This is a genomic window from Streptomyces sp. S063, assembly GCF_002832675.1.
GTDB classification, from domain to species: Bacteria; Actinomycetota; Actinomycetes; order Streptomycetales; family Streptomycetaceae; genus Streptomyces; species Streptomyces sindenensis.
The window spans coordinates 4718083-4731769 of sequence record NZ_CP021707.1 but is presented as its reverse complement, the minus strand read 5'-3'; the positions used below and the strand labels follow the sequence as shown (position 1 = coordinate 4731769).

The 13687-nt window shown below is 72.6% G+C and carries 11 protein-coding genes; 3 read left to right on the top strand and 8 right to left on the bottom strand.

Annotation, left to right across the window (positions count from 1 at the left end):
• Nucleotides 1-324: 324 nt before the first annotated feature.
• Both CCZ36_RS22045 and CCZ36_RS22040 read right to left on the bottom strand, forming a co-directional pair.
• Entirely contained in the window at nucleotides 325-1029 is a 705-nt protein-coding gene (locus CCZ36_RS22045) for a DUF3017 domain-containing protein (RefSeq protein WP_128818399.1), read from the bottom strand.
• A gap of 23 nt (nucleotides 1030-1052) precedes the next feature.
• Nucleotides 1053-1934, bottom strand: coding sequence for a bifunctional methylenetetrahydrofolate dehydrogenase/methenyltetrahydrofolate cyclohydrolase (locus CCZ36_RS22040; RefSeq protein WP_010058645.1), 882 nt, complete (start codon nucleotides 1932-1934; stop codon nucleotides 1053-1055).
• A gap of 220 nt (nucleotides 1935-2154) precedes the next feature.
• On the opposite strand from CCZ36_RS22040, the gene CCZ36_RS22035 reads away from it, so the two are divergent.
• Nucleotides 2155-2799, top strand: coding sequence for an RDD family protein (locus CCZ36_RS22035; RefSeq protein ID WP_069740650.1), 645 nt, complete (start codon nucleotides 2155-2157; stop codon nucleotides 2797-2799).
• Nucleotides 2800-2895: 96 nt separating this feature from the next.
• Here CCZ36_RS22035 and CCZ36_RS22030 read toward each other — a convergent pair whose 3' ends face one another.
• The 3 genes from CCZ36_RS22030 to purN all read right to left on the bottom strand — a co-directional run bounded on the left by CCZ36_RS22030 (nucleotide 2896) and on the right by purN (nucleotide 6833).
• The gene (locus tag CCZ36_RS22030; RefSeq protein WP_128818398.1) at nucleotides 2896-4434 is read right to left on the bottom strand and encodes a DUF2079 domain-containing protein; all 1539 of its coding nucleotides are present in this window, start codon (nucleotides 4432-4434) and stop codon (nucleotides 2896-2898) included.
• A gap of 202 nt (nucleotides 4435-4636) precedes the next feature.
• A complete protein-coding gene (purH, locus tag CCZ36_RS22025; protein ID WP_128818397.1) occupies nucleotides 4637-6190 on the bottom strand; it encodes a bifunctional phosphoribosylaminoimidazolecarboxamide formyltransferase/IMP cyclohydrolase in 1554 nt (517 codons plus the stop codon).
• Nucleotides 6177-6833 carry a phosphoribosylglycinamide formyltransferase gene (gene purN, locus CCZ36_RS22020; RefSeq protein WP_069740651.1) on the bottom strand — a complete coding sequence of 219 codons (657 nt, stop codon included), beginning with the start codon at nucleotides 6831-6833 and terminating at the stop codon, nucleotides 6177-6179. Before purN ends, purH begins: the two co-directional genes overlap by 14 nt.
• Nucleotides 6834-7137: 304 nt before the next feature.
• On the opposite strand from purN, the gene CCZ36_RS22015 reads away from it, so the two are divergent.
• Nucleotides 7138-8076, top strand: coding sequence for a hypothetical protein (locus CCZ36_RS22015; protein ID WP_128818396.1), 939 nt, complete (start codon nucleotides 7138-7140; stop codon nucleotides 8074-8076).
• On the opposite strand, the gene CCZ36_RS22010 is transcribed toward CCZ36_RS22015, so the two are convergent.
• Entirely contained in the window at nucleotides 8066-9883 is a 1818-nt protein-coding gene (locus tag CCZ36_RS22010; RefSeq protein WP_128819678.1) for a cell division protein PerM, read from the bottom strand. The two genes, CCZ36_RS22015 and CCZ36_RS22010, sit on opposite strands and share 11 nt — an antisense overlap.
• 126 nt (nucleotides 9884-10009) lie before the next feature.
• Here CCZ36_RS22010 and CCZ36_RS22005 point away from each other — a divergent pair, with 126 nt between their 5' ends.
• Entirely contained in the window at nucleotides 10010-11242 is a 1233-nt protein-coding gene (locus tag CCZ36_RS22005; protein ID WP_128818395.1) for a helix-turn-helix domain-containing protein, read from the top strand.
• Between the two features lie 101 nt (nucleotides 11243-11343).
• Here the strand turns inward: CCZ36_RS22005 and sucD are convergent, their stop codons facing one another.
• Nucleotides 11344-12228, bottom strand: coding sequence for a succinate--CoA ligase subunit alpha (gene sucD / locus CCZ36_RS22000; protein WP_006126995.1), 885 nt, complete (start codon nucleotides 12226-12228; stop codon nucleotides 11344-11346).
• 21 nt (nucleotides 12229-12249) lie between these two features.
• Nucleotides 12250-13431: an ADP-forming succinate--CoA ligase subunit beta gene (gene sucC, locus CCZ36_RS21995; protein ID WP_069740684.1), complete on the bottom strand. Its 1182-nt coding sequence runs from the start codon at nucleotides 13429-13431 to the stop codon at nucleotides 12250-12252.
• Nucleotides 13432-13687 lie beyond the last annotated feature (256 nt).

Here is a 13687-nt window from a genome sequence, read left to right as displayed (position 1 = left end):
CTGTGCCGGTTCTTGCCCGGCCGCTGCTCTGCCTGCTCCGTGCCGCTCGGTGTGCCGTGACAGTCTGCCATCGTTGCGCGGCGATCACACCGTGCCGGAATGGTCACTTCCGTGCCACAGGCCACAGTGAGCGCTTGTCCCCGTCTTTCATGTCCATGACGCTGGATTCCGGACGGGGGCAACGCCGCCCATCTCGCCGCATACCGGGGCTTCTTGCCCCGGTGGCCCCGTTCCGCCGTGGTGTCCGTCCCCCCTCGGGGGTGGGGACGGACACCACGGGCCTGATCCGGACGGGCCGTCGGCCGGGCCCGGCCACGACACCCTCTAGCGGATCGTGAAGCGGACCGCGTCCTCCAGGATCGGGACGTCGAGCCACGGCTCGGGCTGGGCGACCAGGGCGAGCAGCACGATCAGGGTGCCCATCACCCCGTACGTGACGAGGTCGGTGAAGCGGGACCGAACCGCCAGCATCCCGACCGAGGACACCACCCAGCGCAGCACGGCGCCGGCGATCAGCGCACCCCCGATCAGGATGGTGCCGATGCGGAACGCCTGGTCGAAGGGGTCCAGGACCACGATCAACAGGCCGAGGCCCGCCGCGCAGAGCACGGTGAGCAGCGGCCACTGCCGGGCCGGGGCGGGCGCGTCGCCGGAAGCCGCCCGGCCGCCGCCCTCGGGCCGGGCGGTGTCCCGGGTGAACCGCGGGAACCGCCGCGACCTGCGGGGCCGCCCGGCCGACGCGGGCGCGCTCGGCTCCGCGTCGCCCGGTCCGGCATCGCCCGGCCCCGCGTTGCCCGGTCCGGCGGGGCCACCGGAATCGCCCGCGTCGGTCTGCGCGTCGGCGGCCCCGGCGGAGGCACCCGCCTCGCGACCGCCCTGCCCGTCGGCCTCGTCCCGCCGGGACGGCCCGGCGGTCTCACCCGGGCCGCTCGTCCCGTCGGCCCGGTCCGGCACGTCCGCCGCCCGGTCCGGCACGTCCGCCGCCCGGTCCGCCGGGGCGGGGTCGGCCGGGCTCCTGCCAGCACCCATGGGGTTCCCTCCGGATCCGGCCGTCAGCCCGCGGCGGCGGCGTCGGCGGCCTCGGCGGCGGCCCGCTCGGCCGCCTCGACGACGTTGACCAGCAGCTGCGCGCGGGTCATCGGGCCGACGCCCCCGGGGTTCGGGGCGACCCAGGCGGCCACCTCGCGGACCCCCGGGTGCACATCGCCGACGATCTTGCCGTCCGCGTCCCGGCTGACGCCGACGTCGAGCACGGCCGCGCCCGGCTTCACGTCCTCCGGCTTGATCAGGTGCTGCACTCCGGCGGCGGCGACGATGATGTCGGCCTGGCGCAGGTGGGAGGAGAGGTCCCGGGTGCCGGTGTGGCACTGGGTCACCGTGGCGTTCTCCGACTTGCGGGTCAGCAGCAGCGGGATCGACCGGCCGATGGTGACACCGCGTCCGACGACCACCACGTGGGCCCCATTGATCTCGACACCGTGCGCACGCAGCAGCTGGACGACGCCCTGCGGGGTGCAGGGCAGCGGGCCGGTCTCGTTGAGGACGAGGCGGCCGAGGCTCATCGGGTGCAGCCCGTCGGCGTCCTTCGCCGGGTCCATCAGCTCCAGAACCCGGTTGGTGTCGATGCCCTTGGGCAGCGGCAGCTGGACGATGTAGCCGGTGCACTCCGGGTTGGCGTTCAGCTCCCGGACGACGTCCTCGATCTCCTCCTGGGTGGCGGTGTCGGGGAGTTCGCGCTGGATGGAGCCGATGCCGACCTGGGCGCAGTCACGGTGCTTGCCGTTGACGTACCACCGGCTGCCCGGGTCGTCCCCGACGAGCAGGGTTCCGAGGCCGGGAGTGATCCCCTGGGCCTTGAGGGCCGCCACACGGACGGTCAGATCGGATTTGATCGCGGCAGCGGTGGCCTTGCCATCGAGAATCTGGGCAGTCATGGGCCCATCCTCGCGGATGACCCCGCCCGCATACCAATTGCCGGTGCCACGCCCGTACAGGACATTGCACTTGCACAACGTCCCGGGCCCCGGACTGGACAAACGAGTGTTCCGCTTATAACGATGAAGGCCGCGGTTGTACGGGGGGCGGGCCGCTGATCGATGTCCTTCCTCCGTGTGGCCATCTCGTCCCCACACGTCTGTTGAAGGAACACCCCTTATGAGCTTCGGCGACCCGAACAACCCGTACGGGCAGCAGCCCGGCCAGCCTCCCCAGGGCCCGCCGCAGGGACAGCCCGGTTACGGCTACCCGCAGCAGGCTCCGCAGGGTGTCCCGCCGCAGGGCTACGGCTACCCGCAGCAGCAGCCCGGTTATCCGCAGCAGCAGCCCGGCCAGCCCTACGGCGCCTACCCGCAGCAGCCGGGTTACGGCGGCCAGCAGCCCGGCTACGGCGGCGGCATGCCGGAGCTGGCCCACTGGGGTCTGCGCTTCGGCGGGCTGATCGTCGACGGGCTCGTCATGATGGTCCCGTACATCCTCGTCATCATCGGCGGTTCGGTCGGCGACTCGTTCGGCGCGATCCTCGCCGTCATCGGCTTCCTGGGCCTCATCGCCGTGGCGATCTGGCAGCTGTACCAGGAGGGCACCACCGGTCAGACGATCGGCAAGAAGGCCGTGGGCATCCGCCTGCTGCGCGAGGCCGACGGCCGTCCGCTCGGCTTCGGCATGGCCTTCGTCCGCCGCCTGGCCCACTTCCTGGACAGCCTCGCCTGCTACATCGGCTGGCTGTGGCCGCTGTGGGACGAGAAGAAGCAGACGTTCGCGGACAAGGTCTGCTCGTCCGTGGTCGTCAAGGCCAACTGACGCTTCCTGCCGAACCTTCCGGACATGCCGCGAGGGCCGCACCCGATTACGGGTGCGGCCCTCGCGGCATGTCCGGCGGCCGGCTGCGGAACCGGCTCAGCCGTCGCGTACGCCCGGGATCCTCTCCGGCTCCGGCGTCGTGCGCTCCATCACCACGAAGCTGCCGCCCCGGTGCTTGAGCCGGTAGCGCGCCTCGGGATGCAGCTGCTCGGCGTACGCCACCGGGTCCTGGATCGGGCGGGACCAGCCGAAGTCCAGGTTGATGGCGACGATGTCGGGTGCGGTGCCCGGTGCCCCGCCGACCCAGTAGACGGTGCGGTCGGAGGTGAGGTGGGCCATCAGCGTGATGTCCGTCTCGACCCGCGACCCGGCCGGGATGGCGTCCAGCGCCGCCCGGGCCGCCTGGCTGCGGGCGTCGTCGGTGCGGTAGGTCTCCGGGCGCAGCAGATCGCGCAGCGGCAGGTGCTGGGTCATCGCGACGGCGATCGCCGCGGCGACGGGTACGGCGACCTTCGCATACGAGGCGAGCCAGGGGCGGCGCGATCCGCGGCTGCGGCGGACGCCGTCGGCCATGGCGAGGAAGAGCACCGGCATGAGGATCGCGCTGTAGTGCCAGACCATGCCCCAGTGGTTGCTGTCCTGCGAGAGCAGCCGCCAGCCGAGCGTCGGAACGATCAGCAGCGTCAGCGGTGAACGCAGCGCCATGAACGCGGTGATGCCGATCAGGAAGACCAGCATCTCGATCTTGACGGAGGAGTCGAGGACGCCGAGGACGGAGTCCAGCATCGAGACGTCCTGCTCGCCGTTCTTGTCGATCTTCGTCCAGTAGTCGTAGCGGCCGGCGCTGCTGGCCGCCGGGATGAGGACGACGAGGGTGACGACGAAGGCGGCGACCCCGAACACGGCGAGCAGTGCGCCCTGGAGGCGGCGGCCGTACACGAAGAGCAGGAAGCCGACGACGGCGACGGTCGCGCCGAGGTCCTCCTTGACCAGGACGAGCGGCAGCGACCAGAGCAGGGCGGCGGTGTACCGCTTCAGGAGCAGGGCCCGGCAGACGAGGGCCAGCAGCGGTACGGCGAACGCGATCTCGTGGAAGTCAGCCTTCACCGCTTCCTGGATGCCCCAGGAGAGTCCGTACGCGACGGTGACGCAGAGCCCGGAGCGGCCGCCGAGGAGCTGCTGGGTGGTGCGGCCGACGATGACCGCGCCCAGGGCGAACAGCGCGGCCTGGGCGAACAGCAGGGACTCGGCGGACGGCCAGATCCAGTACAGCGGGGCGAGCAGCGCCACGATCGGGGAGAAGTGGTCGCCGAGGATCAGATAGCCGGGGCCCTTGATGTCGACGATCGGCGCGTCGAACCCGGCGTACGCCCGGACCTCCTGCTCGAAGATCCCCAGGTCCCAGGAGGGCGAGCCGAAGCGGGCGTACTGGAAGGCGGAGTAGAGGAAGTAGAGCGCGCACAGGACGGCACCGGCGATGAGGTACGGACGCAGGGGTACGCGGTGGGCGGAGGCGTCCGGGCCCGTGGAGCCGGCCGCCGGGCGGGCGTCCGGGGCGGCGTCCGGCCCCGGGCCCTGGGCGGGCAGGTGCCCCGGCCCGGACCGGTCCGTTCCACTCTTGTTCAGCTCAAGCACGGTGACTGTCCCTGCTGGGGATTGCTACGGCCGTGTCATTAGAACAGAGCGGCGAGCGGATTCCGTACGACGGACACGACGGCGGCCGCACCCCCGCGAAGGGGTGCGGCCGCCGGGGGACGCCGGAGCGACCGCGAAGGAAGCGCGACGGTGGAGAAAGCGCGACCGGTGAAGAAAGCGCGACCGGTGGAAGGAGCGGCGATCAGTGGAAGAAGTGGCGCGTGCCCGTGAAGTACATGGTCACGCCCGCCTTCTTCGCGGCCTCGACGACCAGTTCGTCGCGGACGGATCCGCCGGGCTGGACGACGGCCTTGACACCGGCGGCCGTGAGGATCTCCAGGCCGTCGGGGAACGGGAAGAACGCGTCGGACGCGGCGTAGGAACCGGCGGCCCGCTCAGCGCCCGCCCGCTCGACGGCGAGCTTCGCGGAGTCGACGCGGTTGACCTGGCCCATGCCGACGCCGACCGACGCGCCGTCCTTGGCGAGCAGGATCGCGTTGGACTTGACCGCCCGGGACGCCTTCCAGGCGAAGGCCAGCTCCTTCAGCTCGGCTTCGGAGAGCGCGTCGCCCGTGGCGAGCGTCCAGTTGGCCGGGTCGTCGCCGTCGGCCTGGAGCCGGTCGGCGGCCTGGAGCAGCGCGCCGCCGTCGATCGGCTTGACCTCGAACGCGGCGGTGGGGGCCTCGGGGGCGCGCAGCACGCGGATGTTCTTCTTGCGGGCAAGCACCTCGACGGCGCCGTCCTCGTAGGCCGGGGCGACGATGACCTCGGTGAAGATCTCCGCGACCTGCTCGGCCAGCTCGACCGTCACCGGGCGGTTGACGGCGATGACGCCGCCGAACGCGGAGAGCGGGTCGCAGGCGTGCGCCTTGCGGTGCGCCTCGGCGACGTCGGCGCCGATCGCGATCCCGCACGGGTTGGCGTGCTTGATGATCGCGACGCAGGGCTCGGCGTGGTCGTAGGCGGCGCGGCGGGCGGCGTCGGTGTCCGTGTAGTTGTTGTAGGACATCTCCTTGCCGTGCAGCTGCTCGGCCTCGGCGAGGCCGCCGTTGCCGGAGGTGTAGAGCGCGGCGGACTGGTGCGGGTTCTCGCCGTAGCGCAGGACGTTCTTGCGGGCGAAGGTGTCGCCCAGGAACTCCGGCAGGCCCGAGTCGTCGGCGGCCGCGTAGTCGTCCGCGAACCAGGAGGCAACGGCCACGTCGTAGGCGGCGGTGTGCTGGAACGCCTCGGCGGCCAGCCGCTTGCGGGCCGTGAGGTCGAAGCCGCCCGCCTTCACGGCCGCGAGGACGTCCGCGTACCGCTCGGGGCTCGTGACGACCGCCACGGAGGGGTGGTTCTTGGCGGCGGCGCGGACCATCGAGGGGCCGCCGATGTCGATCTGCTCGACGCACTCGTCGTCGGATGCGCCCGAGGCGACCGTCGCCTTGAACGGGTAGAGGTTCACCACGACCAGGTCGAACGGCTCCACGCCCAGCTCGGCGAGCTGCTCGCGATGGGCGTCCAACCGGAGGTCGGCGAGGATGCCCGCGTGGACGCGGGGGTGCAGCGTCTTGACGCGGCCGTCCAGGCACTCGGGGAAGCCGGTGAGCTCCTCGACCTTGGTGACCGGGACCCCGGCGGCGGCGATCTTCCCGGCGGTCGAGCCGGTGGAGACGAGTTCGACGCCCGCCTCGTGCAGACCGCGGGCGAGGTCTTCGAGCCCCGTCTTGTCGTAGACACTGACCAGAGCGCGGCGGATGGGCTTATTCACCGACATGACCGAGATGAACCTTTCGTCCCTCAATGCGACAGCCGTCACGGGCGATCCGCCCCACGGCCTCGACGAGCAGCGAGCGCTCGACTTCCTTGATGCGTTCGTGGAGGGCGGCTTCGCCCTCCGGGGTGTCCTCCTCGGTCACCTCGACCACGCCCTGCGCGATGATCGGACCGGTGTCGACACCGTCGTCGACGAAGTGGACGGTGCAGCCCGTGACCTTGACGCCGTACGCGAGTGCGTCGCGCACTCCGTGGGCACCGGGGAAGCTGGGCAGCAGGGCGGGGTGGGTGTTGACGGTCCGGCCGCCGAAGGCGGCGAGGAACGCCGGGCCGACGATCTTCATGAAACCGGCGGAGACGACGAGGTCGGGACGGTGTGCGGCGACCTGCGCGGCAAGCGCCTCGTCCCACTCGGCGCGGCTCGCGTGGTCCTTGACCCGGCACACGAACGTGGGGATTCCGGCCCGCTCCGCCCGCTCCGCGCCACCGGTCCCGAAGCGGTCGGCGCCGACCGCGACGATCCGCGCCCCGTACCCCTCGGGGTCGTCGCCGATGGCGTCCAGGAGGGCCTGGAGATTCGTACCGGATCCGGAGACCAGCACGACCAGCCGGGCAGGAGGGGCGGGGGTGGGCGGGGAGGCCACGTCGGGGCCCTTTCTCACGTGATGACCGCGTGGTGACACAGGTGCGGCATGCTCTTTGTAGGGTCGTACGAAGCAATCGCCTCGCCCGATACGGGGAACCCTACGAACGGGCCGACCGTCAGCAACGATACCGGCACACCCGACGGCCCCCACGGGACGGGGGCGTGACCGGGAGGTAGCGTCAGGGGACAGCGAGCCGTCCACCGGACGGACCAAACCGTCCTTCGGGCGGACGAACCGTCCCAGCGGGCGGAAGAACCGTCCTTGCGGGCGGACATGACGAGATGGGGAAGACGTTCACCACATGCCGGACCGAAGCCGTCGCACCGCCTTCCGCTTCCCCCTCCCGGAGCGGTCCGCTCTGCTGATGCGGGAACGCCAGTCCTCCTCTTCGCCTTCCGCGCCGGGCTCCGGGTCCGGCGCGGGCTCGGGCTCGGGCTTGGGCTCGGGCCAGGGCTCGGACCAGGGCTCCGGCTCGGGCTCCGGGTCGGGCGAGAAGCCGCAGGACAACCCCTTCGCCGCGCCGCCCGCGGACCGGCCGGACCAGCCCTGGCAGCCGCGCCATCCTTCCGGGCCCCAGGGCCAGGGGTCGGACGAGCAGGACGGCAACGGCTCCGGTTCCGACGGTGACCGCCCGGCCTGGGGCAGCCGGTGGAGCGACCGGCAGCCCGGCCGGGGCAGCGGCGGATTCGGCGGCCGCCCCGGCGGGAACGGCTCGGGCGGCCCGGGCGGCAAGGGCGGGAACGACCGCGGCCCGGGCGGACTGCGCTGGGCCCCCACCGATCCCGCACAGCGGCGCGCCCGCTACGCGGCCCTGGGCGGTATGTGGGCCTTCTTCTTCGCCCTCTTCGACTTCCCGGAGATCGCCCTGCTGCTGGGTGCGCTCGCGACGTACTGGGCGATCAGCGCGCTCCGTACGCCGCTGAAGAACGCGTCCGCGACGGACCGCACGGCGACGGACGGCGGCTCGGCGGGCACGTCCGTGGACCCGGCCGCGCCCGCCGGCCCCGCCTCGCCCGCCTCGCCGTCGAGCGTCAGCAGCAGGCAGCAGACCACGACGGCGGTCGGCGGTCTGGTGACCGCGCTGCTGGCGCTGCTCATCGTGGGGACGTCGTTCACCGTGCAGCTGGTCTACCGGGACTACTACACGTGCGTGAACGACGCCCTGACCAAGTCCGCCTCGGTGGCCTGCAACGACAAGCTGCCGAAGCCGCTGGAGCCGTTCTTCGGCGTCAAGGAGTAGAAGCCGGACTGCCCGGATCCGCCGGGCGGTCCGGGCCGGGGCCGGTGCGATCGGAGGTGCGACCTGCACGGTCGGCCGCGCGATCGGCGGGGAAGTCGGCCATGAGCCCGCCGGAGCCCTGCTTCAGGGAGGCCCAACGGGCCTCCCTGTTGTCTTTCCCGTGCCAGGGGCCGTCCTTCTCGTGCCACGGGTCGGTCGGCAGGAAGTCGTACGGCTCGAAGCCGGATGCCGCCTCGGGCGCCGAGCCGGACGCCGGCACGGAGGAGGCGGCCGGTGACGCGGGACCGCCCGGCCCCACCTCGCCGGCCTCGCCCGCCGTGCCGCGCCGCCCGCGCCAGGGCGACCACCACCGGCGCGGACGCCCGGAAACGTCGCCCTTCTCCTCGTCCCCCTCCCCTTCTCCCCCGGCTTCGGTCTTGGTTCGGGTCGCGGCTCCGGTCCCGGCTCCGGCCGTCGGGGGTTCGTCCGCTTCCGGTACGTCCCGGCGCCAGGCCCAGCCCGGGGTACGCAGTCGCCACAGGCGCAGCAGCAGGGCCGCCGGTACGCCGATGACGGCCGTCCACACCAGGGCCGCCGGGCCGGTCAGCCACCACACCGGGCCGAACACGCTCAGCGACCCGGTCCCGATCGGCCCGCCCGCCACCGCCGTGAGCAGCGCCGTTCCCGCGCCGCACCCGAGCGCGGCGAGCAGGGTCACCAGCACCGTCTCGCGTGCGCTCCAGGCCCGGGCGCGGGGCGCGTCGGCGGGCGCGGCCCTGCGGGCGGTGAACCAGGCGACCGCCAGCGCGGCCGCCACCGGCACCGCGAGGGCCGCCCAGTTCGGCAGGGCGCCCGATCCCTGGTCCGGTACCGCCGCGAGCAGGGGGAAGCGGGGCAGCGCGGGGGTTCCGTCGAGGCCCAGCGGGGTGGCGGTGGCCCCCGTACCGAGCGAGAAGCCGGGCCCGAGCCCGTACGCCGCCCCCCACAGCGCGGCGTTCGGCGCCAGCGCGGCGGCCAGCAGGAGCACGGCGACGCGCCCCGACCAGTCGCCCGCGAGCCCGAGGAACGCGTCCTGGGCCGCCGCCGCGTTCCGCCCGAGCGCCACCGCGACCAGCAGCGCACCGGCCCCGAGCAGCACCGTCACCCCTGCCGCCGCCGACCGGAACGCCGCCTCGGCCCGGTGCCGGAAGAGGGTCCGCGCGACGGCCTCCTGGACCGCCAGGGGCGACCAGGAAGGCGCGGGCCCGAACGGCCGCCCGGCCGCCGTCCACACCCCGGCGGCCGCCGCACCGGCCACCACCAGCGCCACCGGGAACGCGAGCGTGTCCGGATCCGCGTACAGCGGACCGCCCCGCGCATAGGCCGCCGCCCCCGCGACGACCAGCAGATATCCGGCGGTCACCGCGCAGAACACGCCCGCCCGTGAGGGCCCGGCCGACCTCTCCACGCCCCCCTCCCCCAGCTCCGCCCGTGCCCCCTCCCGCGGCTCCTCCTGCGCCTCCGCCGCGTCCCGCGCCGCGCGGTGCGCCAGCCAGACCGGGCCCAGGACGAGCAGCAACGGGACCACGCCGACGGGCGCGGGGACGCCGCTCAGCGTGTCGGGCCGCACGAGCCCCGCGCCGTGCGCGAGCAGCCAGACCCCCGCTGCCGCGCGCAGCGCCCCGCCCGGCCCGCTGTCCGGGTACGGGGAGCTGATCCACACCACCATGACCAGCACCGTCAGCGCCCCGAGGCCGAGCCCGGCGGCGACGACGCCCTTCACCAGGGCGGAGGCCAGGGCGAGGGTGCGGTTCTGCCGCACCGTCACCTGCGGGCTGCGTTGCGTCATTTGGGTCACGCGGCCCATGCTGCCAACGACACGCGCTTATTTCGCGTAACGCGCGAAGAGCCGCTGTGTCGCTCAATATACGTTTATGTACTTTTTCACCCAGCGCGGTGCTGCCGGGGGCCGTCCATGACCCGGAGCACGACCGACGAGGCCGCCGTGCCGCCGCTGCCCTCCCCCAAGGAGCGCCGCAGACTGCGCGAGGCGAAATCGTTGAGCGAGGAGGAGGTGGCGGCGGCGGTCGGCGTCACGCGTGCCACCGTGCGTTCCTGGGAGACGGGGCGCACGAGCCCGCGCGGACGCAAGCGCGCGCTGTACGCCAAACTCATCGCCCCCGAACCGGCGGTGAAGCCCGCCGTGAAGCACACGGCGGTGACCGCGAAGGCGGCAGCGAAGGCGGCAGCGGCGGTGTCGAGTCCGGCGGCAACGGTTCCGGCCGGGCCCGAACCGGCCGATGCCCCTTCCCTGCCCGAGGCGCCTCCCGCGGCACCACCCGCCGACCCGCGCCCGGCCCCGCCGACGGAGGCTCCCGGTGAGCGGCGCGTCTCCCCCGCCGAGGCGTTCGACGCGTTGTACGCCCGCACCGCCCCCGGCCTCGTCCGGCAGACCTATCTGCTGACCGGCCGCCGTGCCCTGGCCCGCGAGTCCGTCGAGCGCGCCTTCGAACTGGCCTGGCAGCGCTGGCCCGAGGTGGCCGTCGACCGGGACCCGGGCGGCTGGGTGCGCGCGGCGGCGTACGAGTACGCGATGTCGCCCTGGCACCGGCTGCGCCGCACGCACCGGCACCCCGACGCCCCGCCCACTGAGCCGGGCAAGCGGGCGCTGTTCGACGCGCTGCTCGACCTGCCTCCGGCCTACCGGCGCACCCTGCTCCTGTACGACGGGGTCGGGCTGGACCTGCCGGAGACCGCGGCCGAGACGGAGGCCAGCACCCCGGCGGCGGCGGGCCGTCTGATGACCGCCCGGGCCGCCGTCGCCGAACGGCTCCCCGAGCTGGCGGACGCCGACTCGCCCGCCGAGCAGTCGGCCCTGCTGCACGAGCGGCTCGGCGGCCTCGCCCGCGCCGAGCACGTTCCCGTACCGCAGCCGGCCCGTGCCGTGCGCACCGGCAGCGAGAACAGGGCCAGGCTGTGGACCCGGGCCGCCGTCGCGGGCGTCGCCCTGCTCATCGCCGTGACCGGGCTGACCCTGCACACCGCGCCCACCCACTACGAGCAGCCGATCTCGCCCCCCGAACGGGTCGGAGGCGTACCGCCGCGCGGCGGTCCGCAGCAGCTCACCGCGCAGGACCTGAAGCTGCAGAAGTCGCTGAGCGACCAGCTGGCGCACGGCCCGGAACGGCTGGTGCCGGAACTCCGCTGAGACCGGCGGCCGACCGCGTACGCGAACGGCGCGGGCCCGCACCCCTGATCCGAAGAGGGGGTGCGGGCCCGCGCCGTGTACGTGCGTCCCAGCGGCCCGCGTCAGGCGCCGAGGATCTCGCGCGCCAGCTTGGCGGTCTCGGTCGGCGTCTTGCCGACCTTCACGCCGGCGGCCTCCAGGGCCTCCTTCTTCGCCTGGGCGGTGCCCGAGGAGCCGGAGACGATGGCGCCGGCGTGGCCCATGGTCTTGCCCTCCGGGGCGGTGAAGCCCGCGACGTAGCCGACGACCGGCTTGGTGACGTTCGCCTTGATGAAGTCGGCGGCACGCTCCTCGGCGTCGCCGCCGATCTCGCCGATCATCACGATGAGGTCGGTGTCGGGGTCGGCCTCGAACGCCGCGAGGGCGTCGATGTGCGTCGTACCGATGACCGGGTCGCCACCGATGCCGACGGCGGAGGAGAAGCCGATGTCACGGAGCTCGTACATCATCTGGTAGGTCAGCGTGCCGGACTTGGACACGAGACCGATGCGGCCGGGCTTGGTGATGTCGCCCGGGATGATGCCGGCGTTGGACTGGCCCGGGGTGATGAGCCCGGGGCAGTTCGGGCCGATGATCCGGGTCTTGTTGCCCTTCTCGTTCGCGTACGCCCAGAAGGCGGCGGAGTCGTGAACGGCGATGCCCTCGGTGATGACGACCGCGAGCGGGATCTCGGCGTCGATCGCCTCGACGACGGCGGCCTTGGAGAAGGCCGGCGGGACGAAGAGGACGGACACGTTCGCGCCGGTCTTCTCCATCGCTTCCTTGACGGAGCCGAAGACCGGAACCTCGGTGCCGTCGAAGTCGACGGACGTACCGGCCTTGCGCGGGTTGACGCCACCGACGATGTTGGTGCCGTCACCCAGCATGAGCTTGGTGTGCTTCATGCCCGTGGCGCCGGTCATCCCCTGGACGATGACCTTGCTGTCCTTGGTGAGGAAGATAGCCATGGTGTTGGAGTCCCTCGTCCCTTACTTCGCAGCCGCGGCGAGCTCGGCGGCCTTGTCGGCCGCGCCGTCCATGGTGTCCACGCGCTGAACGAGCGGGTGGTTGGCGTCGGAGAGGATCTTGCGACCCAGCTCCGCGTTGTTGCCGTCGAGACGCACGACCAGCGGCTTCTCGACCTTCTCGCCCTTGGACTCCAGGAGCGCGAGCGCCTGCACGATGCCGTTGGCGACCTCGTCACAGGCGGTGATGCCACCGAAGACGTTGACGAAGACGGACTTGACGTCCGGGTCGCCGAGGATGATCTCCAGGCCGTTCGCCATGACCTCGGCGGAGGCGCCGCCCCCGATGTCGAGGAAGTTGGCGGGCTTCACGTTGCCGTGGTTCTCACCGGCGTACGCGACGACGTCCAGGGTCGACATGACCAGGCCGGCGCCGTTACCGATGATGCCGACCTCGCCGTCCAGCTTGACGTAGTTGAGGTTCTTGGCCTTGGCGGCAGCCTCGAGCGGGTTGGCTGCGGCCTTGTCCTCGAGGGCCTCGTGCTCCGGCTGGCGGAAGTCGGCGTTCTCGTCGAGCGAGACCTTGCCGTCCAGCGCCAGGATGCGGCCGTCCTTGGTCTTCACCAGCGGGTTGACCTCGACGAGGAGGGCGTCCTCGGCGACGAAGGTCTTCCACAGGGTCACCATGGCCTCGGCGACACCCTCGGCCACGTCGGCCGGGAACTTCGCCTGGGCCACGATCTCGCGGGCCTTGACGATGTCGACGCCGGAGTTGGAGTCGACCGGGACCTTCGCGAGGGCCTCGGGGGTCTTCTCCGCGACCTCCTCGATGTCCATGCCGCCCTGCACCGAGGCCATGGCCAGGAAGGTGCGGTTGGTGCGGTCGAGGAGGTACGAGACGTAGTACTCCGCCTCGATCTCCGGGGACAGCTCGGCGATCATCACCTTGTGGACCGTGTGGCCCTTGATGTCCATGCCGAGGATGTCGGTCGCCCGGGCGACCGCCTCGTCGGCGTCGGCGGCCAGCTTGACGCCACCGGCCTTGCCGCGGCCGCCGACCTTCACCTGCGCCTTGACGACCGACTTGCCGCCCAGCTTCTCGGTCGCCTCGCGGGCTGCCTCAGGCGTGTCGATGACTTCACCGGCCAGCACCGGTACACCGTGCTTGGCGAAGAGGTCCCTCGCCTGGTACTCGAACAGGTCCACGCGCGTCCGTCCCTTTTAGTGGTCTCGCGGTTCGTTCTTCTGCGTGGGCGTGCCGCGAAGGGCAACGTGACTGCGCTGTCACAAGGGAGGCATACACGGTGTCCGCGTACGCGGCATGTCCATCCGGCAGGTTATCCCCGCGCTCCGCGTGACCCTAAATCGCAGATCACACCTGAGCGGTGATAACGGTCACAGAGGGTGGCCCTTCCCGGCCCCCGGACGGGGCTCGCCGGGGGCCGGGAAGGGCTGTCGGGGC

Excerpts from the sequence above, each read along its gene's own strand:
- purH (WP_128818397.1), bottom strand. The coding sequence starts at position 6,190 with ATGTCGGTGAATAAGCCCATCCGCCGCGCTCTGGTCAGTGTCTACGAC.
- sucD (WP_006126995.1), bottom strand. The coding sequence starts at position 12,228 with ATGGCTATCTTCCTCACCAAGGACAGCAAGGTCATCGTCCAGGGGATG.
- CCZ36_RS22010 (WP_128819678.1), bottom strand. The coding sequence starts at position 9,883 with ATGACGCAACGCAGCCCGCAGGTGACGGTGCGGCAGAACCGCACCCTC.
- CCZ36_RS22040 (WP_010058645.1), bottom strand. The coding sequence starts at position 1,934 with ATGACTGCCCAGATTCTCGATGGCAAGGCCACCGCTGCCGCGATCAAA.
- CCZ36_RS22005 (WP_128818395.1), top strand. The coding sequence starts at position 10,010 with ATGACCCGGAGCACGACCGACGAGGCCGCCGTGCCGCCGCTGCCCTCC.
- CCZ36_RS22035 (WP_069740650.1), top strand. The coding sequence starts at position 2,155 with ATGAGCTTCGGCGACCCGAACAACCCGTACGGGCAGCAGCCCGGCCAG.
- CCZ36_RS22015 (WP_128818396.1), top strand. The coding sequence starts at position 7,138 with ATGCCGGACCGAAGCCGTCGCACCGCCTTCCGCTTCCCCCTCCCGGAG.
- CCZ36_RS22045 (WP_128818399.1), bottom strand. The coding sequence starts at position 1,029 with ATGGGTGCTGGCAGGAGCCCGGCCGACCCCGCCCCGGCGGACCGGGCG.